Raw genomic sequence first — 26,019 nt, 5'->3', positions numbered from 1 at the left:
CTCCCCGGTGCGGCCGCGACAGGCGTATGTGCTGTGCCACACTCCGGCCCCGCGTCTCGCTCGCCGCCGACAAGTGCGAAGATGGGTTCTCGGCAGGACAGGGCCCCCACCACAGGGCCGAAGACACAAGCGGCCGTAGCCCGCCGCCGACCGGTCAGGCAAGACCGCCGGCGCACCATGCATGGAGGACGTGACGTGGCGAACGACGCCAGCACCGTTTTCGACCTAGTGATTCTCGGCGGCGGTAGCGGCGGTTACGCCGCGGCGCTGCGTGCATCGCAGCTGGGTCTGGACGTCGCCCTGATCGAGAAGAACAAGCTCGGCGGCACCTGCCTGCACAACGGCTGCATCCCCACGAAGGCCCTGCTGCACGCGGGCGAGATCGCCGACCAGGCCCGCGAGAGCGAGCAGTTCGGCGTCAAGGCGACCTTCGAGGGCATCGACATCGCGGGCGTCCACAAGTACAAGGACGACGTGATCGCCGGCCTGTACAAGGGCCTGCAGGGCCTGGTCGCCTCCCGCAAGGTGACCTACATCGAGGGCGAGGGCCGCTTGTCGTCCCCGACCTCCGTGGACGTCAACGGCCAGCGCATCCAGGGCCGTCACATCCTCCTCGCCACCGGCTCCGTACCGAAGTCGCTGCCGGGTCTGGAGATCGACGGCAACCGGATCATCTCCTCCGACCACGCGCTGGTCATGGACCGGGTCCCCGAGTCGGCGATCATCCTGGGCGGCGGCGTCATCGGCGTCGAGTTCGCCTCGGCCTGGAAGTCCTTCGGCTCCGAGATCACCATCGTCGAGGGCCTCAAGCACCTCGTGCCGGTCGAGGACGAGAACTCCTCCAAGCTGCTCGAGCGCGCGTTCCGCAAGCGCGGCATCAAGTTCAACCTCGGCACCTTCTTCCAGAGCGCCGAGTACACCGAGAACGGTGTCAAGGTCACCCTCGCCGACGGCAAGACCTTCGAGGCCGAGGTGCTGCTGGTCGCCATCGGCCGCGGCCCGGTCTCCGCGGGTCTCGGTTACGAGGAGCAGGGCGTCGCGATGGACCGCGGCTACGTCCTGGTCGACCAGTACATGCAGACCAACGTCGCGACCATCTCGGCCGTCGGCGACCTGGCCCCCACGCTCCAGCTCGCGCACGTCGGCTTCGCCGAGGGCATCCTGGTGGCGGAGCGACTGGCCGGTCTCAAGACCGTTCCGATCGACTACGACGGCGTGCCGAAGGTGACGTACTGCCACCCCGAGGTCGCCTCCGTGGGGCTCTCCGAGGCCAAGGCCAAGGAGATCTACGGTGCGGACAAGGTCGTCACGCTCAAGTCCAGCCTGGGCGGCAACGGCAAGAGCCGGATCCTGAAGACCACGGGCGAGATCAAGCTCGTCCAGGTCAAGGACGGCGCCGTCGTCGGCATCCACATGGTCGGTGACCGTATGGGTGAGCAGGTCGGCGAAGCACAGCTGATCTACAACTGGGAGGCTCTGCCTGCCGAGGTCGCGCAGCTCATCCACGCGCACCCGACGCAGAACGAGGCGCTCGGCGAGGCCCACCTGGCGCTCGCGGGCAAGCCCCTGCACTCCCACGACTAGCAGCACCCGGTAGCCCTCGGGCTGCGACGACCACAGACTTCCGTACTTTCCGATAGGAGCAACTGAAACCATGTCGGTTTCCGTAACCCTGCCGGCGCTCGGCGAGAGCGTCACCGAGGGCACCGTCACCCGCTGGCTCAAGGCCGAGGGCGAGCGCGTCGAAGCCGACGAGCCGCTGCTCGAGGTCTCGACCGACAAGGTCGACACCGAGATCCCCGCGCCCGCGTCGGGCATCCTCGCGTCCATCAAGGTCGCCGAGGACGAGACCGTCGAGGTCGGCGCCGAGCTGGCCATCATCGACGACGGTACGGGCGAGGCGGCCCCGGCCGCCGCGCCTGCCGCCGAGGCGCCCGCAGCCCCGGCCCCCGCCGCCGCCGAGGCCCCTGCCGCCCCGGCTGAGGCTCCGGCCCCCGCCGCCCCTGCTGCCGCCCCCGCGGGCGGCGCGTCCGGCACCGACGTCGTCCTTCCCGCGCTCGGCGAGAGCGTCACCGAGGGCACCGTCACCCGCTGGCTGAAGGAAGTCGGCGACGAGGTCGCCGAGGACGAGCCGCTGCTCGAGGTCTCGACCGACAAGGTCGACACCGAGATCCCCGCGCCCGTCGCCGGTGTGCTGCTCGAGATCGTCGTCGCCGAGGACGAGACCGCCGAGGTCGGCGCCAAGCTCGCCGTCATCGGTGCTCCGGGCGCTGCCCCGGCCGCCGCTCCGGCCCCGGCCGCCCCGGCCCCCGCCGCTGCTCCGGCTCCGGCGCCCGCCGCCCCGGCCCCGGCTGCTGCTCCGGCCCCCGCGCCGGCTGCTCCCGCTGCCCCGGCTCCGGCTGCTCAGGCCCCCGCCGCTCCGGCACCGGCTCCGGCCGCTCCGGCTCCCGCCCCCGTCACCCCGGCCCCGGCTCCTGCCGCGACCTCCGGTGACGACGGTGCGTACGTGACCCCGCTGGTCCGCAAGCTCGCGTCCGAGAACGGTGTGAACCTGTCCTCGGTCAAGGGCACGGGCGTCGGCGGTCGTATCCGTAAGCAGGACGTCATCGCCGCCGCGGAGGCCGCCAAGGCCGCCGCCCCGGCGCCCGCCGCCGCCGCTGCTCCGGCCGCCTCCTCCAAGGCGCCGAAGCTGGAGGTCTCCCCGCTGCGCGGTCAGACCGTCAAGATGACCCGCATGCGCAAGGTCATCGGCGACAACATGATGAAGGCCCTGCACGGCCAGGCGCAGCTGACTTCCGTGGTCGAGGTGGACATCACCAAGATCATGAAGCTGCGCGCGGCCGCCAAGGACTCCTTCGCCGCCCGTGAGGGCGTCAAGCTGTCCCCGATGCCGTTCTTCGTCAAGGCCGCTGCCCAGGCGCTGAAGGCCTACCCGGTCGTCAACGCCCGGATCAACGAGGACGAGGGCACCATCACCTACTTCGACACCGAGAACATCGGTATCGCGGTGGACTCCGAGAAGGGTCTGATGACCCCGGTCATCAAGGGTGCGGGCGACCTCAACCTCGCCGGTATCTCGAAGAAGACCGCGGAGCTCGCGGGTGCGGTGCGCGCCAGCAAGATCACCCCGGACGAGCTGTCCGGCGCGACCTTCACGATCAGCAACACCGGTTCGCGCGGTGCGCTGTTCGACACGGTCATCGTGCCCCCGAACCAGGTCGGCATCCTCGGTATCGGTGCGACCGTCAGGCGTCCCGTGGTCATCAACCACCCGGACCTCGGCGAGACCATCGCGATCCGCGACATGACGTACCTGGCCCTCTCCTACGACCACCGCCTGGTGGACGGTGCCGACGCGGCCCGTTACCTGACGGCCGTCAAGGCGATCCTCGAGGCCGGCGAGTTCGAGGTCGAGCTCGGCCTGTAACCAGCCTCACCAGCGACGCCCCCGTCCGGAGCACCTTTGGACGGGGGCGTCGCCGTATTGTCTACGGTGTCAACTCGGCCCGAAGGAGCACGACATGAGCGCGCCCGTCGTCCACTCGCTGCGCGAACAGATCCGCGAGCACATCGTCGAGGGGATCGTCAGCGGCCGCTGGAAGCCGGGCGAGCGGATCGTGGAGCGCCGGATCGCGACCGAGCTGGAGGTCAGCCAGACGCCCGTACGTGAGGCGCTGCGCGAGCTGGAGTCGCTGCGGCTGATCGAGTCGGCGCCCAACAAGGGCGTACGGGTGCGCAGCCTCACCGCCGCCGACCTGGAGGAGAGTTACCCGGTCAGGGCCGGTCTGGAGGCGATCGCCGCCGAGCTCGCCGCGGAGCGGCTCGCGGAGGACTGCTCGGCGCTGGAGCCGCATGTGGCCGCGCTCTATCTCGCCGACCGGGAGGCGGACGGGACGGGGCAGGTGCGGCACACGGTGGGCTTCCACCGGGAACTGGTGCGGGCCGCCGGGAACTCCGTGCTGCTGCACACCTGGGAGGGGCTGGGGATCGAGGTGTTCACGGCGCTGTCGATCCGGTGGCTGGGGACGGTCCAGCAGTCGTACGCGGAGGAGCACGAGGAGCTGGTGGCGGCGTTCAGGCGCCGGGACCCGGCGATCGCGGAGCTGGTCAAGGCCCACGTACTGGGCTGCGCCCCGAGGCCGTGACGCGGGGCCTTTCCCCTTTCGGGGCTCCACCCCCGGACACCCCCGCCTGAGCCGCCCCGCGCTCACCCGTGCGCTCCGACCTGCACCAACGCCCCAAATCACGGCACCGCGTGTCCGATTTCATGGCACCCTGTGCCGACTTCCGCTCTCCGCAGAAGTTTTTCCATTCAACCCTTTGATCGATCATCGATCAGGGGTCTACAGTCGACGACGGACTTCACCCAGTCCATCGCCCTGTCCTGCCAGACCTGGGCAACCCCCTCCCCTTCGACTCCGGAAGGCGGCCTTCGTGACCGACCTCGCAGCCAAGTCTCCGAGCGAGCTCGACCAGCTCCCGGACCGTGACACCGAAGAGACCGCCGAGTGGGCGGCCTCCCTCGATGCCGTCACCAAGGCCGCCGGCCCGCACCGCGCCGCGTACCTGATGCGCCGGACCCTCCAGCACGCCGAGGGCGCCGGTCTCGCGCTGCCCAAGCTGCTGGAGACCGACTACGTCAACACCATCCCCACCTCCGCCGAACCGTCGATCGACGGCGACGAGGAGATGGAGCGGAAGATCACCGCGTGGAACCGCTGGAACGCGGCCGCGATGGTCACCCGCGGCGCCAAGCACGGTGTCGGCGGCCACATAGCGACCTTCGCGTCCGCTGCCTGGCTGTACGAGACCGGCTTCAACCACTTCTTCCGCGGCAAGGAGGGCGACGGCTCCGGCGACCAGCTCTACATCCAGGGCCACGCCTCGCCGGGCATCTACGCCCGCGCCTTCCTCGACGGCCGCCTCTCCGAGCAGCAGCTCGACAACTTCCGGCAGGAGTCGGCGGGCAACGGTCTGCCCTCCTACCCGCACCCGCGCCGCCTCCCCTGGCTGTGGGAGTTCCCGACCGTCTCCATGGGTCTGGGCCCGCTCTCCGCCATCTACCAGGCGCGCTTCAACCGGTACCTGACCAACCGCAACATCAAGGACGTCTCGAACTCCCACGTCTGGGCGTTCCTCGGCGACGGCGAGATGGACGAGCCCGAGGCGACGGCGGCCCTCGGACTCGCCGCCCGTGAGGGTCTCGACAACCTGACCTTCGTCATCAACTGCAACCTGCAGCGCCTCGACGGTCCGGTCCGCGCCAACTTCAAGATCGTGCAGGAGCTGGAGGGCCAGTTCCGCGGCGCCGGCTGGAACGTCGTCAAGTCGATGTGGGGCAACGCCTGGGACGAGCTCTTCCAGCTCGACACCCAGGGCGCGCTCGTCCGCCGCCTCCGCGAGGTGCCGGACGCGCAGGTCCAGACGTACCAGACGCGTGACGCCGCCTACATCCGCCAGGACTTCTTCGGCTCCGACCCGGCGCTCGTCGAGATGGCGAAGCTGCTGAGCGACGACAAGATCCTCGAGTGCTTCCACCTGTCGCGCGGCGGCCACGAGCCCCGCAAGGTCTACGCCGCGTACAAGGCCGCCGTGGAGCACAAGGGCGCGCCGACCGTCATCCTGGCGCAGACCGTCAAGGGCTACACCCTCGGTGAGGGCTTCGCGTCGAAGAACGCGAACCACCAGATGAAGAAGCTCTCGGTGGACGAGTTCAAGAACATGCGTGACCTTCTCGAACTCCCCATCAGCGACGCCCAGTTCGTCGACGGCGTCGTTCCCTACGGCCACCCGGGCGCGGATGCCCCCGAGGTCCGTTACCTCCAGGAGCGCCGCGCGGCCCTCGGCGGCCCCGCCCCGGCCCGCCGCTCGCAGCCTCTCGCCCCGCTGCCCGCCGCGGCCGACAAGTCCTTCGCCGCCTTCGACAAGGGCTCCGGCTCGCAGTCAATGGCGACCACGATGGCCTTCGTACGCCTGGTGAAGGACCTCATCCGCGACAAGGAGACCGGCAAGCGCTGGGTCCCGATCGTCCCGGACGAGGCCCGCACCTTCGGCATGGAGTCGCTGTTCCCCTCGCTCGGCATCTACTCGCCTAAGGGCCAGACGTACGAGCCGGTCGACCGCGACCAGCTGATGTACTACCGCGAGGCCAAGGACGGCCAGATCCTCAACGAGGGCATCACCGAAGCCGGCTCGATGGCCGACTTCATCGCCGCCTCGTCCGCGTACTCCACGCACGGCGAAGCGATGATCCCCTTCTACATCTTCTACTCGATGTTCGGCTGGCAGCGGACCGCCGACCAGATGTGGCAGCTCGGCGACCAGCTGGGCCGCGGCTTCCTGGTGGGTGCCACCGCAGGGCGTACGACGCTGACGGGCGAGGGCCTGCAGCACGCGGACGGCCACTCGCCGATGATCGCGGCCACCAACCCGGCGGCCCTTTCGTACGACCCGGCCTTCGCGTACGAGATCGCCACCATCGTCAAGGAGGGCCTGCGCCGTATGTACGGCGAGGCGCTCCCGGGCGAGGACCGTGACGTCTTCTACTACCTCACCGTCTACAACGAGCCGATGCCGCAGCCCGCGAAGCCGTCCGGCATCGACGAGGGCATCATCAAGGGCCTCTACCGCTTCAACACCGCGGAGTCGGCCGGCGTCACCACCCCCGCCAACGCCTCGCGCATCCAGCTCGTCGGCTCGGGCACGGCCATCCACTGGACCCTGAAGGCCCAGCAGATGCTCGCCGCCGAGTGGGGCGTCGCCGCCGACGTCTGGTCGGCGACCTCCTGGACCGAGCTGCGCCGTGACGCCCTGGAGGCGGACGCGGCACTGCTGCGGGGCGAGGAGCGGATTCCCTTCATCCGTACGGCACTTGAGGGCGTCGACTCGCCCGTCCTCGCGGTCTCGGACTACATGCGCCAGGTCCCCGACCAGATCGCACAGTGGGTCGAGCAGGACTACACCTCGCTGGGCGCGGACGGCTTCGGCCTCTCCGACACCCGTGACGCGGCCCGCCGCCACTTCGGCATCGACGCCGAGTCGATCGTGGTGGCCGCCCTCGCGCAGCTGGCGCGCAAGGGTGCGGTCCCGGTCACGGCCGTGAAGGAAGCGCGCGAGCGCTACGGCCTGTAGGACCTCGTACGTGGTGCCCCGTCCCGATTGCCGGGGCGGGGCACGCGTGCGTGAATGGGGATTTGGGGGCAGCCGACCTCGTCAGGAGCCCACGATGATCCACAACAAGCCGTCCACGCCCACCTGGGCCGACCTCTCCACCACCGACATCGCCGCCGCGAAGACCTTCTACACGGGGCTCTTCGGCTGGTCGGCGGGCGACGTACCGATGGAGGACGCCAGCGGCTACGGCATGTGGATGAAGGGCGAGGACTACGTCGGCGGGTACGGACCCTGCATGGCGCCCGGCCAGCCGCCCGCCTGGATGGCGTACTTCGGAACCGCCGACATCGAGGCCACGACCGCGGCCGTGACCGCCAACGGCGGGACCGTCGTCGCCGGCCCCATGGACGTCTTCACCTCCGGCAAGCTGGCCGCCTGCACCGACCCCGAGGGCGCGTTCTTCGGCCTCTGGCAGCCGCTGGAGCACCAGGGTTTCGGGCGGGTCGAGGAGCCGGGCGCGTTCGCCTGGTTCGAGCTGCTCGTACGGGACACGGAGAAGGCGAAGGCGTTCTACACGGCGGTCTTCGGGTGGGACGGGGACACCCATCCGTACGGACCGACCTCGTACACGGAATGGTCCATCGACGGCGAGAAGTTCAGCGGCATGATGCCCATCGACGAGAACTTCCCGGCCGAGGTGCCCGCGCACTGGATGGTCTACATGGCCGTCGCGGACTGCGACGCGGCCGCGGCCAAGGTCGGTGAACTGGGCGGAAAGGTCCTCGTGCAGCCGACGACCATCCCGCCGGGGCGTTTCTCGGTGATCAGCGACCCGCAGGGCGCGCTGCTCGCGGTGATCGCGCTCAGCCCGGACCGGCGGTAGTCAGCGGTAGTCGGACGCGGGCGCCTGCTTGCCGCCCTTGACCACCTCGGTGATGTACGCGAAGGCGTCCGGGACCGAGCCGTCCACGTCCGTGAAGCCGTACTCCCTGGCCAGCTGCACGCTGGAGAGCGACTGCCCGCTCCAGCGCGCCGCTTCGGGATCGGCGGCCAGGGCCGCCACCGCGCGGCCGATGAACCGCGGGGTCTCGGAGATCGCGAACGCCGGTTCCTGGGCGATGGCGTCCTGCCAGGTCTCCTCGGTGACCTTGAAGGCGGTGTCCAGCATCGACTCCGAGCGCAGGAAGCCGGGGGTCAGACAGACCGCCGTACCGCCGTACTCCTTCAGCTCCTCGGCCAGTGCCCGTGCCATCCGCAGCGGGGCCGCCTTGGCGAGGTCGTAGAAGAACGTCTCGCGGTAGTCGCGGTTGAACTCCTCGGTGCCGTCGGTGATTTCGACGACCAGGCCGCCCGGATTGCGGACCAGGAGCGGCAGCGCGAAGTAGCTGGTGTTGAGGTGCGTCTCGACGCCCAGGCGCAGCATGCGCATGCCCTCGTCCAGGTCCAGCTCCCAGAGCTTCTTGCCCCACTGCTTGACCAGGAGGTGGTCACCGCCCCAGATGTCGTTGACCAGGATGTCGAGGCGGCCATGGTCGCGGTCGATGCGCGCGACGAGGGATTTCAGCTGCTCACGGTCGAGGTGGTCGGTGGGTACGGCGATCCCCGTGCCGCCCGCCGCGTCGATCAGTTCGGCGGTCTCCTCGATGGTCTCGGTCGCGCGGCCGACCTCGCTGACCTGCGTGCGGGTGGTGCGGCCCGTGGCGTAGACCGTGGCTCCCGCGCGGCCCAGTTCTACGGCCATGGCGCGGCCCGCGCCCCGGGTGGCTCCGGCGACCAGCGCGATCCTGCCCTGCAGAGGCTGCTGTGAAGTAGTCATGGATCCAGGCTGACATCGAAAGGAGCCATCCTCTGTCGTGATTTCCTGGGGATATGCGCGCTGCCCGCCTGATCAAGATGGTTCTGCTGCTCCAGTCCCGGCCCATGATGACCGCCGCCGAGCTGGCCCAGGAGCTCGACGTCTCGGAGCGCACCATCACCCGGGACGCCCAGGCCCTCTCCGAAGCCGGAGTCCCGGTCTACGCCGACCGGGGCAGGGCCGGCGGCTACCGGCTGATCGGCGGCTACCGTACGCGGCTGACCGGGCTCGCCCGCAGCGAGGCCGAGGCCCTGTTCCTGTCGGGGCTGCCGGGCGCGCTGCGCGAGATGGGCCTGGAGGACGCCGCCTCGGCCGCCCGGCTGAAGGTCTCCGCCGCCCTGCTGCCCTCGCTGCGCGACGCCTCCGCGTCGGCGGCCCAGCGCTTCCACCTGGACGCGCCCGGCTGGTACCAGGAGCCAGAGACCCCTGCCCTGCTGCCCGCGCTGGCCGAGGCGGTCTGGGACGACCGCAGGGTCCTGGCCCGCTACGGGCGGCGCGACGGGGCTTCCGTGGAGCGGGAGTTGGAGCCGTACGGACTCGTGCTCAAGGCCGGCACCTGGTACGTGTGCGCCCGCGCCGACGGCGACTTCCGGGTCTACCGCATCGACCGCTTCACCGCGGCGGAGGTCACCGAGGAGCGTTTCGAGCGCGACGAGGACTTCGCGCTGCCCCCCTTCTGGGAGGAGCGGGCGGCCGGCTTCGCCCGGTCGATCCTGCAGGCGGTCACCGTCGTACGGGTGTCGCCGGACGGCGCCCGCCGCCTTCCGTACACGGTAGGCCGCCCGGCCGCCGACGAGGCCCTGGCGGCCGCCGGGGCCCCCGACGGGGACGGGTGGCTGACGCTCACGCTGCCCGTCGAGAACCTGGACATCGCCTTCGGCCAACTGCTGGCACTGGGACCCGAGTTGGAGGTGCTGGAACCGGCCGAACTGCGGGACCGGGTCCGGGACGCGGTGGTGCGGACGGCCGGCCTCTACGCCTGAGGGGTCAGTTCAGCGCGGCCAGGGTGTCCCCGGTCGCCAGCTTCGCCCTCAGGTCGGCGTGGGCCTCCTTCCCTGTCCGTACGGCCATCGTCGTGCCGTTCGCCTTCGCCCGTACGCCGCCGGTCGCCTCGATGGAGCGGACCAGCCGGCTGCCCGCGGCGAGCAGATACCACTGACCCGACCCGGCCTTCCAGCTCGCGCCCGCCAGGACGTGCTGGCCGAAGCGGCTGCACGCGGCGGTGTTGCGCGCGCGGGCCACCACCGGTGCGCTGCCCGGGAGTTGGAGCTGGATGGAGACATTGCCCGGGCCCTGCCAGGTGTCGGCCCTGGTGCACACCCAGGAGGCGCGGCCGCCGTTCTCGGGGAGCTGCTGCTGGGCGTACTCCCAGTTGTTGACCGACCGCACGCCCTGCCCGCGCATCTCCCCCAGCGAGCAGGCGGTGCGCGCCCAGTTCAGCAGCGCGGGGCCGCCCGTCGCCTCGCGCGGCTGGCGGGCCGGCGGGGCCGTGGTGCTGGGCGGCGGAGTGTAGGTGAGGTGGACGGGGTTCACGTCGCCGAGGTCGGTGAGGAGGAAGGCGTGCTTCTCGACGATGCGGGTGGAGGAGCGCAGCTGCAGGGCCGGCCAGGACGTACAGCCGGCGCCCGAGGCCGCCGAGGGGCGGTCGACCGGGTCCGTCACCCCGTCGTCGCCGACCTTCAACTCCTTTGCCGGGGCGTTCGGTCGGAGCAGGTCGCGGGTGGTGGACTCGGCGATCCAGGGGGCCAGCAGATAGCGGGCGGCCTCGGCGGTGCGGCTGACGACGAGCGCGGCTCCGGTGGTGACGTCCGCGTCGTCGGTCCGTACGAAGTCGAGAGTGGGCGCGCCCTTGCCGTCGGCGGGCTCCGCATACCGCACGACCCGCAGCCCCTCGTGCAGGAGCACCACGACGCTGCCGTCGGACTCGCCCGCGTACAGCAGCCGCGGCGGCTTCTCCGGCGGTACGGTCCCGGTCCCCGGCGTCGCGGTGATGCGGACCGTGCGCGCCGGGTTGGCCCAGACCCGCAGGGCCCGGCCGAGCAGCGCCTTGTCGCCGGTGCGCGAGCCGCGCGCGGGCCACACGCTGTAGTCGACGCGGGAGGTGTCGGCCCACTCCTGGGCGGGGGCCCGCTCCAGCAGCGAGGGGTTCAGCGCCTTTGCGCCCACGGTCGTACGGACCGCGGGGCCCGTGGCCTCGACGACCGGTGCGGGCGCGGAGCCGTCGCCGCCCGCCGTGACCAGAACGGCGGCCAGCACGGCCGTCACCGCGAGGGCGCCCCAGACGAGCCTGGTCCGCTGTCTGCGGCGCAGGAGGTCGGTGGGGCGGGTGTGGACGAGGCAGGGGTCGAACTCGTCCGAGGCGAGCAGCCCTTCGGCACCCCGGTCGGCGACCGTACGGGCCAGCCGGTGGGCGGTGCGCAGCGCGGGGCCGGTGTCGGTCGCCCCCGCCTCGGCCAGCAGCGCCCGTACCGCGGCGTCCTCGAGCCCTTCCACCCGGTGGAGCACGAGGGCCGCGCGGGCGGTGGCCGTGGTGCCCGACAGTGCCTGTTCCAGGGCGAGTTCATCTGCGCCGCCGGAGCGGGGGAAGAGGCGCAGCCCGTGCACGTACGGCAGCCCAGGCCGCAGGGCGCGCGGCGCGGGGAGCGCACCGGGCCACCAGGCGGGCCTGCGGTCGTACGCGAGGACCGCGGTCAGCACCCTGAGCCTGAGCACCGCGTACCCACCGCCCGGACGGTCGTCCGGGGTCCGCTGGGCGGGCACGAGCGCCCCCTGGCCCGGCAGGGCGCGCTGGACCGCGGCGTGCGCGGCGAGCACCCTGCGGTGGCGGCCGAGGGACGGCGGGAGCGTTATGTAGGCGAGTCGCACCAGGCGCGGGTAGTGCTCGACCAGCGCTGCTTCGGCCTGTTCCAGGTCCACGTGAGCCTCAGGGGTGAGTGATCGGAATCAGTACACCCTTCAAACGAGTGAATCATCGGACGGTCACACCGCCTGGTAACGAGAGAGGCACCGCTTCGGCGCTCCGCGTGCGTCACGCCCCGCCAACCACGATGCTTGACCCGTGATGGACGAAACGGAGTTCTGGGAGATCATCGACAGCACCCGCGCGGCCGCCGACGGCGACCCCGAGGACCATGCCGATCTGCTCATCGAACGGCTGCTGCAGCGCGACCCCGAATCCGTTCTGGACTTCGCCAGACACTTCGAGGCGCGCTACAACCGCGCCTACCGCTGGGATCTGCGGGGTGCGGCCGCCGTGCTCCTGGGCGGGGCGGGCGACGACTCCTTCGACTACTTCCGGTGCTGGCTGATCGGCCAGGGCCGTGAGGTGTTCGAGGGCGCGCTGCACGACCCGGACGATCTCGCCGGTCTCCTCGACGAATTCGACGAGGAGGTCGACGGGGACGGCGAGGAGCTGGGGTTCGCCGCGGACGAGGCGTACGAGCAGCTCACCGGGGCGGTCGCACCGGACCTGGGTATCACTGCGCAGGCCCCCGAGCCCGAGGGGACGGCCTTCGACCTGGAGGACGAGGCGGGTCTCGCGGACCGCTATCCCCAGCTCTGGGAGCGCTTCGGGGACTGAGTCCGCTCAACCGGGTCCGCTCAACCGGGTCCGCTCAGAGGGGGCGCGCCATCAGCACGTCGTCGACGTACGCACCGTCGAGCAGGAACTCCCCCCGCAGTACGCCCTCGACCGCGAAACCCTCGGAGAGGTACAGCGCCCGGGCGGGCGCGTTGTGCCCCAGGACGCGCAGCGTGATGCGGCGCGCCCCCTGGCGGCGCGCCTCGTCGAAGGCGGCGTGCAGCAGCGCACGCCCGATGCCCTTCCCGCGCGCGGAGTCCGCGACGGCCAGCCCGTTGATCTGGCGCACGTGCGCGTTGCAGGCCAGCGGGGTGGCCGGGGTCATCCTGAGGTAGCCGAGAAGCGTTCCGTCCCCGCCCTCCGCGACGAGGTGGTCGGCGGGGCTGCTGCTCAGGTCGAAGAAGGGCTTGTACGGGGGCTCGGGCCGCGGCTGCACGGCGTGCAGCACGGACCAGGTCTCCCGGTCCAGCCCGGCGAGCGCGTCGCCGTCGGCGAACTGTGCGGGACGTACGCGGGGAGCATCCATGGGCCCCACTGTGCCAAAGACGGTCCTGCGGCAGGATGGGACGTATGCGAATCGTGATCGCCGGGGCGTCCGGACTCATCGGCAAGGCGCTGACCCACTCCCTGCGCGCGGACGGGCACGAGGTGGTGCGGCTGGTGCGCCGGAGCCCGGAGCGCGCGGACGAGATCGAGTGGGATCCGAAGCGGCAGTACGTCGACACCGAGGGCCTGTCGGGCTCTGACGCGGTGGTGAATCTGGCGGGTGCCGGGGTCGGCGACCACCGGTGGACGGACGCGTACAAGAAAGAGCTCCGCGACAGCCGGGTGCTGGGGACGGCGGCGCTCGCGGAGGCCGTCGCCTCGCTCGACGTTCCGCCCCGGGTGTTTCTGTGCGGCAGCGCGCTGGGCTTCTACGGCGACACCGGCGACCGCGCGGTGGACGAGGACGCGCCGCCCGGCGACGGCTTCCTCGCCTCGCTCTGTGTGGAGTGGGAGGAGGCGGCGCTGCCGGCCGAAGAGGCGGGCGTACGGACGGTGTTCGCGCGCACCGGTCTGGTGGTGGCCCGCGAGGGCGGCGCCTGGGGGAAGCTGTTCCCCCTGTTCAAGGCGGGTCTCGGCGGGCGGCTCGGCGACGGACGCCAGTACTGGAGCTTCATCGCGCTGCACGACGAGGTCGCGGCCCTGCGCCACATCCTGGACACGGAGTCGCTGTCGGGTCCGGTGAACCTGACGGGTCCCGATCCGGTCACCAACCGCGAGGTCACCGCGGCGATGGGGCGGGCGCTGCACCGGCCGACTCTCGCGGCAGCGCCCGCCTTCGCGCTGAAGATCGCGCTGGGCGAGTTCGCGGGCGACGTACTGGGCAGCCAACGGGTGCTGCCCGCCCGCCTGTTGGAGTCGGGGTTCTCCTTCGCCTTCCCCTCGGTCGACGACGCGATCGGCGCGGCCCTGCGCTGAGACACCGCGCCCTGCGGCCTACTGGACGTCGAACTCGTTGCCCTCGGGGTCGGCCATCGTGACGTGACTGTCGCCGGGCTCCTGCACGACGCGCAGCACGGTCGCGCCGAGCTCCTCCAGGCGCTTCACCTCGGCGTCGCGCCGCTCCGGGCCGAAGTGCAGATCGATGTGCAGCCGGTTCTTGCCCTGCTTGGGTTCGGGGACGCGCAGGAAGAGGATGCGCCGGCCGAGCCCTGTGCCGGTGGCTTCGTCGTACGGGTCGTCGGGGTGGCGTACGGCGGCCGCGTGGTCCCAGACCTTGTGCCCGCCCGCCTCGGTCCACTGGTCGTCGGTGACGGCGCCGAGCCCGATCAGCTTCTCGATGAGGGCGCTGTGGTCCTCGATCTCGTAACCGAGGGCCGGTGCCCAGAACCCGGCGATCGCCAGCGGGTCGGCGCAGTCGACGACGAGCTTCCATTGCACAGCCATGTGCGGACCTCCGGTGACGGCTTCGTTGCTGGTTCTGCGGATGATACGGACCCGCCCGTGCGACCCCGTGCCTCCGTACCCGGTGTCGTGCGCGAGGGCCGCGGAACCGGAGCTTCATACCATCGTCCCGAACTCGGGTATTTCCACGGGGAGTTGGGGAAGTAGCCCACACCCGCACCGCACCGACCTCGGGGAGGGGCACGTGCTGACCACCGCACACCACGCGGACGTCGTGATCGTCGGAGCCGGACTCGCAGGGCTCTCGGCGGCGCACCGGCTGACCAGCGCCGGGGTCGACGTCACGGTTCTGGAGGCCGCCCAGGATCCCGGCGGCCGTATGTCCACCGCATCGGCGGACGGGTTCCGGCTCGACCGTATCGGCCAGATCCTGTGCACGTCCTACCCGGAGCTGCGGCTCACCCCGGGACTGGACGAGGTGGAGCTGCGGCCCTTCTCGCCGGGGGTCCTCGTGCACAGCGAGGGCCGCCTGCTGCGTACGGGCGAACCAGGTAGCGCGAGGGGCGCACTCAAGGCGGCGCGCGCCCTGGCGAGCGCCCCTCGCTCCCCCCTCAACAACACCCTCGACCGCGCCCGCCTGGGCGCCGCCCTCGGCCGTCTCGCCACCACCCCCGTGCAGCGTCTCCTGGCCCGCCCCGAGCAGCCCGCGCTCACCGCCCTGCGCGAGCGCGGACTCCCCCCTCGTACGATCGACGGATTCCTCAGGCCGCTGCTCTCCGCGCTGCTGTGCGACCCGGCCCTCACCACGTCCAGCCGCTGCGCCGACCTCGCCCTGCGCGGCTACGCCCAGGGCCGGCTGTGCATCCCCGCGGGCGGCGCCTCCGTCCTGCCCGAGCGGCTCGCGGCCGCTCTTCCGGCCGGCACCGTACGGACCGGGGCGCGCGTGAAATCCGTCGCGATCAGCTCCGTCACCACCGAGGACCACGGCGAACTCGGCTGTCGCGCCCTGCTGTTGGCGACCGGCGCCCGCGCCGCCGCCGAGCTCATGCCGGGGCTGCGCGTCCCCGCCTTCCACCCGGTGACCGTCCTGCACCACACGGCCCCCGAGCCCCCGCTCACCGACCCGGCGCTGATCCTGGACGCCGAACGCACGAGCCCCGTCTCGCACACCGCCGTGATCAGCGCGGTCGACCCGTCGCGCGCACCGGACGGCAGGACCCTGATCTCCACGACAGTCCTCGGCACCCCGCCCTGCGAACTCACCGGCCTGGACCGCATCGTCCGCGCCCGGCTGGCCACCCTGTACGGCACGCCCACCGACGACTGGGAGCTCCTCGCCGTCCACCACGACCCCGAGGCGGTCCCCGCCATGAACCCGCCGCACGACCTCCGCCGCCCGGTCCGCCTCCTCGCGGGCCTGTACGTCTGCGGCGACCACCGCGACACCAGCACGGTCCAGGGGGCACTCCACTCCGGCCGCAGGGCCGCCGAGGAGATCCTGCGCGACTTCGGCATCGCGCCGGGCTACGCGGCCGACACCGCAGCCGCGGCCGCCTAGCCGAACGCAGCGACGCGGTCGCGGTACCCCCGTACCGCCGCCGCGTCGCGATAGGGCTCCAGGCGCCGCTCGAAGTCCCTCACGTACTCGACCGCCCGCGCGGAGCGCATCTCCCCCGCCTGCTGCGCCGCCTCGGCACCCAGCGCACACGCCTGGTCCAGCTCGCCGAGACCCAGGCGCGCCGACGCCAGCACCACCCGGCAGAAGAGCCGGGAGCGCGCGAAGGAGGGCGAGCGCATCTGCAGCGAGCGCTCCGCGTACTGCGCCGCCATCCTGAACTGCTGCAGGTCACGGTGGCAGTGGCCGAATTCGTCCGCCAGCTGCGCCTCGTCGAAGAACCGTGCCCAGTGCGGCACTTCGTCCCCCGGGCGTGCCGCTTCCATGGCGCGCTCGGCCCGTACGAGAGAAGCCGTGCACGCCCGCACCTCCCCCAGCACCCCGTGCCCGCGCGCCTCCACCGCGTGCAGCATCGCCTGGACGACGGCGGGCGCCGAACTCCCCACCCCCTGCTGGGCGACGCGCGCCAGCTGGACGGCCTCGCGCCCGTGCCCGAGGTAGACGGCCTGCCGGCTCATCGTCACCAGCACATAGCTGCCGTACGCCCGGTCCCCCGCCGCCTGCGCGAGCCGCAGCGCCTGGACGAAATAGCGCTGGGCGAGACCATGGGCGGCGATGTCGTACGAGGTCCAGCCCGCGAGCCGGGTCAGATCGGCGGCGGCCGCGAAAAGCCTGCGCCCCGTCGCCTCGCCATAGGTGCCGCGCAGCATCGGCTCCGCCTCGTGTTCCAGATAGCGCACCAGGGCCTGCCTGGCATGCCCGCCGCCGTACGCCTGGTCCAGCGACCGGAAGAGCTCCCCGACGGAGCGCAGCGCCGCGATGTCCCCGGACCCGACCCGCTGGCCGGGCCCCCGGTCGGTGCTCCGCTGGCGCGGCACGGACAGTGCGGGGGCGCGCCCCTGCGCCGGGATACGCGCGCCGTTGACCGCCGCGGGGTCGCCGCGGCCCACCCGGTCGTCGGCCCGCCCGATCAGCCAGTCCCGGCTGGGCACGACGAGGCCCGCGGGCGTGAAGGCAATCTTCCGCAACTCCGCATGGCTCCCGGAGTCCTTGCGCCAGAGCCCGCTGACGATGTCGACGGCCTCCTCCGGCGTACCGGCGAATTCCAGCCCCGCGTAGACGGGGGCACACGCGTCGAGCCCCAGGTCCTGCGCCGAGAGCCGGCGGCCGAGGCGCCGGGTGAACACCTCGGCGATCAGTGCGGGGGTGGTGCCGCGCGGCTGCTGGCCGCGGAGCCACCGGGTCACCGAGGTCTTGTCGTACCGAAGGTCGAGGCCGTGTTCGAGCCCGAGCTGGTCCACCCGCCGGGCGAGCCCGGCATTGGAGAATCCGGCTTCGGCGATGAGCGCGGCGAGCTGGCGGTTGGGCGTGCGCTGCGGAGGTCGTTCCGACATCAGCTGTACGGTCTCCTGCCTTCCGGGCCAGGGATCAGCCCTCATGGAACGGCGTGAATTTAGCGGCCCTCACCGCCGCTTCCCGCACCTTCGCCCCACGTTCATCCGATCGTGTGAGGAGGTGTCGTTTCTGCCCGCCGGATGTGCTTGTTCGATGCGGTCGTACAGTTACTGAGGCGCGATATCAGCATGCGATGAGGAGCTGCCGTGAGTGAGCTGCGGTTTGACCGGCTGGGATTCGGCGACTTCGCCGTCGAGTACCGGGAGGCCTGGGACAAGCAGCGCGAGGTGCACGCGGCCCGGTTCGCCGACGAGGTCCCGGACACCGTGCTGCTCCTGGAGCACCCGCCCGTCTACACGGCGGGCCGCCGCACAGCGGACAACGAGCGGCCCCTCGACGGCACCCCCGTCGTGGACGTCGACCGCGGCGGCAAGATCACCTGGCACGGGTACGGACAGCTCATCGGCTACCCGATCCAGAAGCTGCCCCGCCCCGTCGACGTCATCGCGCACCTGCGCCGCCTGGAGGAGGCCCTGATCCGGGTCTGCGCCGACTTCGGCGTCGCCACCAGCCGGGTCGAGGGCCGGGCGGGCGTCTGGGTGCTCGGCGACCCCGTCGAGGAGCGTCCGGCGCTCGGCGGCCTCTCCCTGGACTTCGACCCGCGCCTGCAGGACGAGGAGTTCGACCCCCGGATGAACGGCCCCGAGTACGCGCCCTCCAATGCGGGCCAGCGCCGCGAGGACCGCAAGATCGCCGCCATGGGCATCCGCGTCGCCAAGGGCGTGACGATGCACGGCTTCGCGCTCAACTGCAATCCGGACACCACCTTCTTCGACAAGATCGTTCCGTGCGGCATCCGCGACGCGGGTGTGACCTCGCTCTCGTACGAACTGGGCCGCGAGGTCACGATCGCCGAGGTCCTCCCGTCGGTCGAGAAGCACCTCCGGGACATCCTGGAGGGCGCGGACCTGGCGCCGCGCACGGTGGAGCCCACGCCTGCCTGAGGAATTCCCCCTGCCCGCCAGGGGTTGGCCAGTCGTAACCCATACAAATATCGGGCGTACCCTGGGGTTCGCCGACGATTCGAAGCTGTAGAGGGAGCCGGACGTGTCCGCAGTCGCACCCGACGGACGCAAGATGCTGCGTCTGGAGGTCCGCAACGCGCAGACCCCCATCGAGCGCAAGCCCGAGTGGATCAAGACGCGGGCGAAAATGGGCCCCGAGTACACCAAGATGCAGGCCCTGGTGAAGTCCGAGGGTCTGCACACGGTCTGCCAGGAGGCGGGCTGTCCCAACATCTACGAGTGCTGGGAAGACCGCGAGGCGACCTTCCTCATCGGCGGCGACCAGTGCACGAGGCGCTGCGACTTCTGCCAGATCGACACGGGCAAGCCCGCCGCGCTCGACCTGGACGAGCCGCGCCGCGTCGGTGAGTCCGTCGTCACGATGGACCTCAACTACGCCACGATCACGGGCGTCGCACGCGACGACCTGGCGGACGGCGGAGCCTGGCTGTACGCGGAGACCGTGCGCCAGATCCACGCGATGACGTCGGAGCGCGAGGCCGGCCGCACCAAGGTCGAGCTCCTCATCCCCGACTTCAACGCGGTCCCCGAGCAGCTCGCCGAGGTCTTCTCCTCGCGCCCCGAGGTGCTGGCCCACAACGTCGAGACGGTGCCGCGCATCTTCAAGCGCATCCGCCCCGGATTCCGTTACGAGCGCTCGCTCGAGGTCATCACCAAGGCCCGCGAGGCCGGTCTCGTCACCAAGTCCAACCTCATCCTGGGGATGGGCGAGGAGCGCGAGGAGATCAGCCAGGCGCTCCAGGACCTGTACGACGCGGGTTGCGAGCTCATCACGATCACGCAGTACCTGCGCCCCTCCGCGCGGCACCACCCCGTCGAGCGCTGGGTGAAGCCGGCCGAGTTCGTGGAGCTCCAGGAGGAGGCCGAGGAGATCGGCTACTCGGGCGTCATGTCGGGCCCGCTGGTCCGTTCCTCGTACCGCGCGGGCCGGCTCTTCCAGCAGGCGATGGACCGCCGCGCGACGCTGGCCGTGTGAATCGGAGCACAAGCAGTTACCGGCCAGTAATGGCCGAGAAGGCGCGGCTCGTCCAGTCCCCGCAGGTGGGGGCGGTGGACGGGCCGCGTCCGGCATTTCCGGGGCCGCATCAAGGTTTCATTTGCGTTTGACCGACCGGACACGCCTTGGTAACACCAATCAGTGACCCTAGGTTCACGTACAGCTGCACCCCCGCTGTATCCGCCGCCGTCCCGAGGGGGGACCCCACTCATGCAGGCCGCGACTTCGTCCGTCAGCGCCACCGCCATCCCGTCCGTGACCGACGCGCTCCGCGCCGTCGAGTCGCTTCTGCTGAGCCGCGGCCAGCGCACCGCGCGCCGCAACGCCTGGACTTCCGTGCTCGAAGACCGCCGCCGGGCCAAGGATCGGACCGAGGCGCAGCACGTTCTGGAGGCTGTGGCCACCCGGACGTCGTAGTCCACGTCGTAGGCCGCGTAAACTTCTGGCCATGGCGAGGAAGGCAACAGCAGACGCAGAGTCTGAGAACCCCGGGCGACTCAAGCAGATCGCCCTGACCTACAAGATGACCCGCAAGGCGGACCCGAAGGTCGGTCTTGTCGTCGGGGGCTTGGGCATCGTCGTTTTCGGCGTCCTCCTCGGCATCGGCTTCTTGATCGGTCACCCCATCTACCTGGGCATCCTGGGCTTCCTGCTGGCCTTCCTCGCGATGGCGATCGTCTTCGGACGCCGCGCCGAGCGAGCGGCCTTCGGGCAGATGGAGGGCCAGCCGGGCGCGGCGGCCGCAGTGCTCCAGAACGTGGGCCGCGGCTGGACGACGACCCCGGCGGTCGCGATGAACCGCAGCCAGGACGTGGTGCACCGCGCGGTCGGCAAGGCCGGCATCGTGCTGGTGGCCGAGGGCAACCCGAACCGGGTCAAGAGCCTGCTGGCGGCCGAGAAGAAGAAGATGGCGCGCATCGTGGTGGACGTCCCCGTGCACGACATCATCGTCGGGAACGAAGACGGTCTCGTGCCGCTGAAGAAGGTTCGCACGACGATGCTCAAGCTCCCCCGCGTACTGACCGGCGCGCAGGTCACTTCGGCCAACGACCGTCTGCGTGCCATGGGTGATCTCATGTCCCGGATGCCGATCCCGAAGGGCCCGATGCCCCGTAACGGGAAGATGCCTCGGGGCAACTGACCGCACTGAACGCTGCCGACCCCATGCTCCCCGTCATGCTCATGACGGGGAGCATTTCGCTTACGTGGACGGGGACGGTCTCGCACTGCGCAAGGCCGCGCACCACTGCGGCCCACACCCCGTTCCGGTTCCAGCGCTTCCAGTACTGGTGGAAGAAACCACCGCGCAGCCTGTCCAGCGCAGGCCACGAGATGCCCGTCGCCGCCTTGTGAAGCATGGCTTCGACGATCTGCCGGGACCCCAACGCGCCTTGCACGGTCACCAACGGCTCGACCGCATTCCATGCCTCGTCCGTGAGAACCGGCACCTCCCGACCGCATTGCCGAAACCACGTCCCCACGGAACACCTGTCGCCGCCCCGGGGCCGTGGCGGAACGTCGTACACATCGATGCGGATGTCGAGGTAGGCAAACAGTTCGGCGCGCTCCTCCCATGTTGTTTCACCCGGCGTGCCCTTCGCCTTCTCCACCAGCTCGTACGCATGCGCCGTCTGCCCGATGTCCAGTGGCTCATCCTGTTGCCACACCGCCAATTCACCGCGCAGGATCACCATCCTCGCGAGATCGTCGGCCAACAGACGCGCTGCGCTCTCCAGCACAGCAACAGCAGGCGGTCGCACTACGCCCGGGAGATCACGCAGTCGGTCAATCTCCGTGGAGGTGCTGTCGACTGCCTTGCGCTGCTCCAGAATCCGGCGGTCGAGGACCGCAAGACGATCCGGCCCCTGCCGTTGTGTGTCTGCCTGTCGCACTTCAACGCTCACTCCGTCGGCGGCGACATCCGCAAGAGCGGCGCAGATCCGTTCCCACGCCCACTCGTCGACGGCGTTCGCCCGGATCGACCCGCAGTCGCACCTCGGGGCTCCGGTGAACTGTCCGGTCTTGCCCGAGCAGCGGTATTCCGGGTGCCCGCCTTCCGGTGTCCCACCCCTGTACCAGCCGCCGCAAGGCGCCCGAAGGCGCCCGGTCAGTGGATATACCTTCGAGGAGGGGCTCTTCCTGCGGCTACGCGTCGCGACGACTGCGCGCAGCTCGGCAATCTGTTCCGCACTGAAGACCGGGACAAGGTGCAGGACCACGGTGTCCCCGTGCAGCGGCTGCCCGTCGTGCCCGAGCTGCGTACCCCGACCTCCGTTTCTGCCCGGATCGCGGAATACGTAGCGTCCCTCCAGGAAGTCGCTCCCCAGGAGTCGCTTCCGCAGATTCTCGTACGCCCACGGCCCCCCGGACCTGTTCAGAAAGCCCTCGCCGTTCAGCGCGACACATGCCCGCCGTATGTTGCCGCCGTGCTCGACCACCAGCTCACGGGCGCGCCGAAGCACCACGGCCTCGTGAGTCGTCGAGCACTCTCCGTCACGCATCACGACACAGAGCGGGCCACCGTCGCACTCATCGACGACCAACACAGAACCTGTTGCGCTGCCCGGCATCTCCGCGATTCGATATCCGTAACGCAAGGCGCCTCCAGGGTGTCCGCCCTCGAGAGCCTTGGCCTGAAGGCCGCCCTGAGTGCGCCTCCTGACGGCCGCCCATTCCGTTTCGGCGAAATCTGCCTGCTTCAGCAGGCTGTCGGCCGGATCATCGCTGGCGACGACCACGAGGACACCCAGATCCTCCAGGGCCCAGACCGCTTGCCAGAACTCCCGGCCTGCCCGTCCGACAGCCCGCCCCTCCGAGACGACGACCATGTCGAATGGGCACGGCACCGTTTCCGCCTGTTTCAGGAGCTGCGCGAAACCGGGACGCCGCCCTGCGGGCGTACGGCCGCTGAAAGCTAGATCTACGAACTCTCCGACCTGCGCCCAACCGCGTTCCTCAATGAACTCGCTGGTTCGCGCCCGCTGGTACGGAATCCCGAAGCCGTCGATCTGCTGCGGCCTGGACACCCGTAGATAAGAGACGGCCCGTGGCCGTGCCACCGGATCGTCTCCCGCCGTCGCGGGCACAGCGCTACCCTCACCCATGTCAGTCCCTTCAAGACTGGCCAGACCCCGGGACGTTGATAGCGCCGCCGGGGTCATCCATGTAGTGAACGCAAAGTAACCGTGGGCTACGTAGATGCAGGGTGAGTAACTGAGGGGTTCATCAATCCGAGTGGAGTGAACATCGACAAGCTGTACAAGGGCGCTTTGCCGAGTTAATGAACACCGGCCTGCGGACGCCGGGCCGTGGTGACGTTCAGATCCGCACCTGGACGGCGCGCGCGAGCCGGTCGTGCAGGCCGCGCCCGTCCCGGTCCCAGATCAGGGCGGGTACGGCGAGGCAGAGCAGCACGGAGCGCACGAGGGCCCAGCCTGCGCCGAGGCGGCCGCCGTTCTCCGCGACGAGGCGCAGCCCCAGGAGCCGCTTGCCGGGCGTGAAGCCGACCGTCGAGACGGTGAGCACGCTCAGTACGAAGAAGACGAGCAGCGCCCAGTTGCCGGCCGCGTGCTGGTCACCACGTGCGATCAGGCCGTATGCGATCAGCATGCACAGCGCCCAGTCGATGAAGATGGCGCCGAACCGGCGCCCAAGGGGCGCGATGGCGCCCGGGCCCTCCTCGGGCAGCCCGAGGCGCTTGCCCCGGTACCCGAAGTCCCCACCAGCCATGTCCTTGGTGGCCTCGCCCGGCCCGGAGAGCCACGATCCGACTGCTTGCCTGTTGTCCACCCGTCCACGGTACTGCGCCCCCTTTGGCACACTTGCGGGAGGGCCCCGGACGAGCCCGGTCCGGCCAGGGCGGTTAACTTCGCCGAAACAAATGGGTCACGCTTGAGAAATCACGCGTGCCTATGGTCGGGTCCAGCGTGTGCCACCGCACTGGACGCACGCACCACGAGCTGCAACCCCGTCCCGCCCAGGACGGGAGTAGGAGGAGTTGGATGTTCCAGAACGCCGACGACGCGAAGAAGTTCATCGCCGACAACGATGTGAAGTTCGTCGATGTACGGTTCTGCGACCTGCCCGGAGTGATGCAGCACTTCACGATCCCGGCAGCGGCGTTCGACCCGAACGAGGAGCTCGCCTTCGACGGCTCGTCGATCCGCGGATTCCAGGCCATCCACGAGTCCGACATGGCGCTGCGCGCGGACCTCTCGACGGCCCGTGTTGACCCCTTCCGCAAGGACAAGACGGTCAACATCAACTTCTTCATCCACGACCCGATCACGGGCGAGCAGTACAGCCGTGACCCGCGCAACATCGCCAAGAAGGCCGAGGCCTACCTCGCGTCGACCGGTATCGCGGACACCGCGTACTTCGGTCCCGAGGCCGAGTTCTACGTCTTCGACAACGTCCGCTTCGCGACGTCGGCGAACGAGAGCTTCTACCACATCGACTCCGAGGCCGGCGCCTGGAACAGCGGCTCCACGGAGAACAACCGCGGTTACAAGGTCCGCTACAAGGGCGGTTACTTCCCGGCCCCGCCGGTCGACCACTTCGCCGACCTGCGCGCCGAGATCTCCCTCGAGCTGGAGGCCTCCGGCCTGCAGGTCGAGCGCCAGCACCACGAGGTCGGCACGGCCGGCCAGGCGGAGATCAACTACAAGTTCAACACGCTGCTCGCCGCGGCCGACGACCTGATGCTCTTCAAGTACATCGTGAAGAACGTCGCCTGGCGCAACGGCAAGACCGCGACCTTCATGCCGAAGCCGATCTTCGGCGACAACGGCTCGGGCATGCACGTCCACCAGTCGCTGTGGCAGGGCGGCATCCCGCTCTTCTACGACGAGCAGGGTTACGCCGGTCTCTCGGACATGGCGCGCTACTACATCGGCGGCATCCTCAAGCACGCCCCGTCGCTGCTGGCCTTCACCAACCCGACGGTGAACTCCTACCACCGCCTGGTCCCCGGCTTCGAGGCCCCGGTCAACATGGTGTACTCGCAGCGCAACCGCTCGGCGGCGATGCGTATCCCGATCACGGGCTCGAACCCGAAGGCCAAGCGCGTCGAGTTCCGCGCCCCGGACCCGTCGTCCAACCCGTACCTCGCGTTCTCCGCGCTGATGATGGCGGGCCTGGACGGCATCAAGAACAAGATCGAGCCGGCCGAGCCGATCGACAAGGACCTGTACGAGCTGGCTCCCGAGGAGCACGCCAACGTCCAGCAGGTCCCCACCTCGCTCCCGGCCGTCCTGGACGCGCTCGAGGCGGACCACGAGTACCTCCTCGCAGGCGGCGTCTTCACGCCCGACCTGATCGAGACGTGGATCGACTACAAGCGCACGAACGAGATCGCCCCGATCCAGCTGCGCCCGCACCCGCACGAGTTCGAGCTGTACTTCGACCTCTAAAGATCCTCTGACGTAGCGTCAGCAACAGTGAGGCCGCCACTCCCATCGGGGTGGCGGCCTCACTCGTTCAAGGCCTCGGTGAGGGCGCCGAACCGGAAGTCCACGACTGCCGCGTGGATGCGAGCCGCAGTCGGCACCGGGTCACCACTGGGCGATGAGCGGCGTGTCCGGTACATGCTGGCGCCAGGTTTCGACGAGGCGGGCGAGTCGGGTGGGGGCGGCGATGCCGCGCACGGTCGCGATCCTGCCGCCTGTGATGTCGAACGTCACGGCGCCCACGACCTGGTCGCCGACCACGAAGAGGATGGCGGGGGCGCCGTTGACGAGCGCGTAGTGGATGGCGGGCGCGCCGCCGGCGAGCCGCCGTTTCGCGGGCGTGGGTTTGAAACCGCCCCGTGCGACGGCGGCGACGCGCTGCGGGGTGTCGTACCGCAGCAGCTTCTCGGCCAGACCGGCGCCGTCGGAGATCGCGATCACGTCGTCGGTGAGCATCGCCACCAGCCGTTCGGTGCGGCCCGACGTGGCGGCGGCGAGGAATTCCTCGACGATCCGGCGGGCGGATGCCGGGTCGACTTCGCCGTCTCGATGGCGCGCGGCGGTGATCCGGTGCCGGGCCCGGTGGAGGTGCTGCTGGCTCGCGGACTCGGTGATGTCGAGGATCTCGGCCATCTCGGCGTGGCTGTAGGAGAACGCTTCGCGCAGGACGTAGACCGCCCGCTCAAGGGGCGACAGGCGCTCTATGAGAGTGAGCACGGCCAGGGAGACCGATTCGCGTTGCTCGAACGTGTCGGCCGGGCCGAGCATCGGGTCGCCGTCGAGGAGCGGTTCGGGCAGCCAGGCGCCGACGGCGCGTTCGCGGCGGGCTTGTGCCGAGCGGAGCCGGTCGAGGCACAGGTTGGTGACGACCTTGGTCAGCCATGCTTCCGGCACCTTGATCTGCTGCCGGTCGGCGGCCTGCCAGTTCAGGAAAGCATCCTGCACGGCGTCTTCGGCGTCGGTGGCGGAACCGAGGAGGCGGTACGCCAGCGAGGCCAGCCGGTTGCGGCTGGCCTCAAAGCGATCCGTGGCAGTGCTGTCCATG

The 26,019-nt window shown here is 70.4% G+C and carries 22 protein-coding genes; 14 read left to right on the top strand and 8 right to left on the bottom strand.

What is annotated here, in order from left to right; all coding sequences use genetic code 11:
* The first annotated feature begins 195 nt into the window (after positions 1 to 195).
* From lpdA to AB0H78_RS28025, 5 genes are all read left to right on the top strand, one after another.
* Positions 196 to 1,584 carry a dihydrolipoyl dehydrogenase gene (gene lpdA / locus AB0H78_RS28045; RefSeq protein WP_363237395.1) on the top strand — a complete coding sequence of 463 codons (1,389 nt, stop codon included), beginning with the start codon at positions 196 to 198 and terminating at the stop codon, positions 1,582 to 1,584.
* 70 nt (positions 1,585 to 1,654) lie between these two features.
* Positions 1,655 to 3,427, top strand: a complete 1,773-nt coding sequence (gene sucB, locus AB0H78_RS28040; protein ID WP_363237394.1) for a 2-oxoglutarate dehydrogenase, E2 component, dihydrolipoamide succinyltransferase — start codon at positions 1,655 to 1,657, stop codon at positions 3,425 to 3,427.
* Between the two features lie 94 nt (positions 3,428 to 3,521).
* The gene (locus AB0H78_RS28035) at positions 3,522 to 4,145 is read left to right on the top strand and encodes a GntR family transcriptional regulator (protein ID WP_363237393.1); all 624 of its coding nucleotides are present in this window, start codon (positions 3,522 to 3,524) and stop codon (positions 4,143 to 4,145) included.
* 289 nt (positions 4,146 to 4,434) lie between these two features.
* A complete protein-coding gene (gene aceE, locus AB0H78_RS28030) occupies positions 4,435 to 7,131 on the top strand; it encodes a pyruvate dehydrogenase (acetyl-transferring), homodimeric type (protein WP_363237392.1) in 2,697 nt (898 codons plus the stop codon).
* Positions 7,132 to 7,225: 94 nt separating this feature from the next.
* Positions 7,226 to 7,996, top strand: coding sequence for a VOC family protein (locus tag AB0H78_RS28025; RefSeq protein ID WP_363237391.1), 771 nt, complete (start codon positions 7,226 to 7,228; stop codon positions 7,994 to 7,996).
* On the opposite strand, the gene AB0H78_RS28020 is transcribed toward AB0H78_RS28025, so the two are convergent.
* Positions 7,997 to 8,929 (bottom strand): SDR family oxidoreductase, encoded by a 933-nt coding sequence (locus tag AB0H78_RS28020; protein ID WP_363237390.1) that lies wholly within the window; start codon positions 8,927 to 8,929, stop codon positions 7,997 to 7,999.
* Positions 8,930 to 8,982: 53 nt separating this feature from the next.
* Here AB0H78_RS28020 and AB0H78_RS28015 point away from each other — a divergent pair, with 53 nt between their 5' ends.
* A complete protein-coding gene (locus tag AB0H78_RS28015; RefSeq protein ID WP_363237389.1) occupies positions 8,983 to 9,951 on the top strand; it encodes a YafY family protein in 969 nt (322 codons plus the stop codon).
* Between the two features lie 4 nt (positions 9,952 to 9,955).
* Here the strand turns inward: AB0H78_RS28015 and AB0H78_RS28010 are convergent, their stop codons facing one another.
* The gene (locus tag AB0H78_RS28010; protein ID WP_363237388.1) at positions 9,956 to 11,884 is read right to left on the bottom strand and encodes a hypothetical protein; all 1,929 of its coding nucleotides are present in this window, start codon (positions 11,882 to 11,884) and stop codon (positions 9,956 to 9,958) included.
* 145 nt (positions 11,885 to 12,029) lie between these two features.
* On the opposite strand from AB0H78_RS28010, the gene AB0H78_RS28005 reads away from it, so the two are divergent.
* The gene (locus AB0H78_RS28005) at positions 12,030 to 12,548 is read left to right on the top strand and encodes a DUF4240 domain-containing protein (RefSeq protein WP_363237423.1); all 519 of its coding nucleotides are present in this window, start codon (positions 12,030 to 12,032) and stop codon (positions 12,546 to 12,548) included.
* A gap of 34 nt (positions 12,549 to 12,582) precedes the next feature.
* Here AB0H78_RS28005 and AB0H78_RS28000 read toward each other — a convergent pair whose 3' ends face one another.
* Positions 12,583 to 13,074, bottom strand: a complete 492-nt coding sequence (locus AB0H78_RS28000) for a GNAT family N-acetyltransferase (RefSeq protein WP_363237387.1) — start codon at positions 13,072 to 13,074, stop codon at positions 12,583 to 12,585.
* 35 nt (positions 13,075 to 13,109) lie between these two features.
* On the opposite strand from AB0H78_RS28000, the gene AB0H78_RS27995 reads away from it, so the two are divergent.
* Entirely contained in the window at positions 13,110 to 14,009 is a 900-nt protein-coding gene (locus AB0H78_RS27995) for a TIGR01777 family oxidoreductase (RefSeq protein WP_363237386.1), read from the top strand.
* Between the two features lie 18 nt (positions 14,010 to 14,027).
* Here AB0H78_RS27995 and AB0H78_RS27990 read toward each other — a convergent pair whose 3' ends face one another.
* Entirely contained in the window at positions 14,028 to 14,477 is a 450-nt protein-coding gene (locus AB0H78_RS27990; RefSeq protein ID WP_363237384.1) for a VOC family protein, read from the bottom strand.
* Between the two features lie 202 nt (positions 14,478 to 14,679).
* Between AB0H78_RS27990 and AB0H78_RS27985 the strand changes: the two genes are divergently transcribed.
* Positions 14,680 to 15,993 carry an NAD(P)/FAD-dependent oxidoreductase gene (locus AB0H78_RS27985; RefSeq protein ID WP_363237383.1) on the top strand — a complete coding sequence of 438 codons (1,314 nt, stop codon included), beginning with the start codon at positions 14,680 to 14,682 and terminating at the stop codon, positions 15,991 to 15,993.
* On the opposite strand, the gene AB0H78_RS27980 is transcribed toward AB0H78_RS27985, so the two are convergent.
* Entirely contained in the window at positions 15,990 to 17,444 is a 1,455-nt protein-coding gene (locus AB0H78_RS27980; protein WP_363237382.1) for a regulator, read from the bottom strand. The genes AB0H78_RS27985 and AB0H78_RS27980 overlap by 4 nt on opposite strands.
* 207 nt (positions 17,445 to 17,651) lie before the next feature.
* On the opposite strand from AB0H78_RS27980, the gene lipB reads away from it, so the two are divergent.
* The 4 genes from lipB to AB0H78_RS27960 all read left to right on the top strand — a co-directional run bounded on the left by lipB (position 17,652) and on the right by AB0H78_RS27960 (position 20,668).
* Positions 17,652 to 18,449: a lipoyl(octanoyl) transferase LipB gene (lipB, locus tag AB0H78_RS27975; RefSeq protein WP_363237381.1), complete on the top strand. Its 798-nt coding sequence runs from the start codon at positions 17,652 to 17,654 to the stop codon at positions 18,447 to 18,449.
* 103 nt (positions 18,450 to 18,552) lie between these two features.
* The gene (lipA, locus tag AB0H78_RS27970; RefSeq protein WP_363237380.1) at positions 18,553 to 19,506 is read left to right on the top strand and encodes a lipoyl synthase; all 954 of its coding nucleotides are present in this window, start codon (positions 18,553 to 18,555) and stop codon (positions 19,504 to 19,506) included.
* 231 nt (positions 19,507 to 19,737) lie between these two features.
* Complete coding sequence (locus tag AB0H78_RS27965) at positions 19,738 to 19,944, top strand: hypothetical protein (RefSeq protein WP_363237379.1); 207 nt, start codon at positions 19,738 to 19,740, stop codon at positions 19,942 to 19,944.
* Between the two features lie 31 nt (positions 19,945 to 19,975).
* Positions 19,976 to 20,668, top strand: a complete 693-nt coding sequence (locus AB0H78_RS27960; protein ID WP_363237378.1) for a DUF4191 domain-containing protein — start codon at positions 19,976 to 19,978, stop codon at positions 20,666 to 20,668.
* On the opposite strand, the gene AB0H78_RS27955 is transcribed toward AB0H78_RS27960, so the two are convergent.
* Both AB0H78_RS27955 and AB0H78_RS27950 read right to left on the bottom strand, forming a co-directional pair.
* Positions 20,601 to 22,631 (bottom strand): recombinase family protein, encoded by a 2,031-nt coding sequence (locus AB0H78_RS27955; RefSeq protein ID WP_363237377.1) that lies wholly within the window; start codon positions 22,629 to 22,631, stop codon positions 20,601 to 20,603. The two genes, AB0H78_RS27960 and AB0H78_RS27955, sit on opposite strands and share 68 nt — an antisense overlap.
* Positions 22,632 to 22,845: 214 nt before the next feature.
* Positions 22,846 to 23,316, bottom strand: coding sequence for an RDD family protein (locus AB0H78_RS27950; protein WP_363237376.1), 471 nt, complete (start codon positions 23,314 to 23,316; stop codon positions 22,846 to 22,848).
* Positions 23,317 to 23,528: 212 nt separating this feature from the next.
* Between AB0H78_RS27950 and glnA the strand changes: the two genes are divergently transcribed.
* Entirely contained in the window at positions 23,529 to 24,938 is a 1,410-nt protein-coding gene (gene glnA / locus AB0H78_RS27945) for a type I glutamate--ammonia ligase (RefSeq protein ID WP_363237374.1), read from the top strand.
* Between the two features lie 141 nt (positions 24,939 to 25,079).
* On the opposite strand, the gene AB0H78_RS27940 is transcribed toward glnA, so the two are convergent.
* Entirely contained in the window at positions 25,080 to 26,018 is a 939-nt protein-coding gene (locus AB0H78_RS27940) for a sigma-70 family RNA polymerase sigma factor (protein ID WP_363237373.1), read from the bottom strand.
* Position 26,019 lies beyond the last annotated feature (1 nt).

This window comes from Streptomyces sp. NPDC050738, assembly GCF_040654175.1.
Taxonomy (GTDB): domain Bacteria; phylum Actinomycetota; class Actinomycetes; order Streptomycetales; family Streptomycetaceae; genus Streptomyces.
The sequence above is the reverse complement of the archived record's forward strand: the minus strand, read 5'-3'. Positions and strand labels throughout refer to the sequence as shown.

Bases quoted from the DNA above. Each gene is read 5' to 3' on its own strand.
- sucB (WP_363237394.1), top strand. From the start codon at position 1,655: ATGTCGGTTTCCGTAACCCTGCCGGCGCTCGGCGAGAGCGTCACCGAG.
- AB0H78_RS28035 (WP_363237393.1), top strand. From the start codon at position 3,522: ATGAGCGCGCCCGTCGTCCACTCGCTGCGCGAACAGATCCGCGAGCAC.
- AB0H78_RS28025 (WP_363237391.1), top strand. From the start codon at position 7,226: ATGATCCACAACAAGCCGTCCACGCCCACCTGGGCCGACCTCTCCACC.
- AB0H78_RS28020 (WP_363237390.1), bottom strand. From the start codon at position 8,929: ATGACTACTTCACAGCAGCCTCTGCAGGGCAGGATCGCGCTGGTCGCC.
- AB0H78_RS28015 (WP_363237389.1), top strand. From the start codon at position 8,983: ATGCGCGCTGCCCGCCTGATCAAGATGGTTCTGCTGCTCCAGTCCCGG.
- AB0H78_RS28005 (WP_363237423.1), top strand. From the start codon at position 12,030: ATGGACGAAACGGAGTTCTGGGAGATCATCGACAGCACCCGCGCGGCC.
- AB0H78_RS28000 (WP_363237387.1), bottom strand. From the start codon at position 13,074: ATGGATGCTCCCCGCGTACGTCCCGCACAGTTCGCCGACGGCGACGCG.
- AB0H78_RS27995 (WP_363237386.1), top strand. From the start codon at position 13,110: ATGGGACGTATGCGAATCGTGATCGCCGGGGCGTCCGGACTCATCGGC.
- AB0H78_RS27990 (WP_363237384.1), bottom strand. From the start codon at position 14,477: ATGGCTGTGCAATGGAAGCTCGTCGTCGACTGCGCCGACCCGCTGGCG.
- AB0H78_RS27980 (WP_363237382.1), bottom strand. From the start codon at position 17,444: ATGTCGGAACGACCTCCGCAGCGCACGCCCAACCGCCAGCTCGCCGCG.
- AB0H78_RS27965 (WP_363237379.1), top strand. From the start codon at position 19,738: ATGCAGGCCGCGACTTCGTCCGTCAGCGCCACCGCCATCCCGTCCGTG.
- AB0H78_RS27960 (WP_363237378.1), top strand. From the start codon at position 19,976: ATGGCGAGGAAGGCAACAGCAGACGCAGAGTCTGAGAACCCCGGGCGA.
- AB0H78_RS27955 (WP_363237377.1), bottom strand. From the start codon at position 22,631: ATGGGTGAGGGTAGCGCTGTGCCCGCGACGGCGGGAGACGATCCGGTG.
- glnA (WP_363237374.1), top strand. From the start codon at position 23,529: ATGTTCCAGAACGCCGACGACGCGAAGAAGTTCATCGCCGACAACGAT.
- AB0H78_RS27940 (WP_363237373.1), bottom strand. From the start codon at position 26,018: ATGGACAGCACTGCCACGGATCGCTTTGAGGCCAGCCGCAACCGGCTG.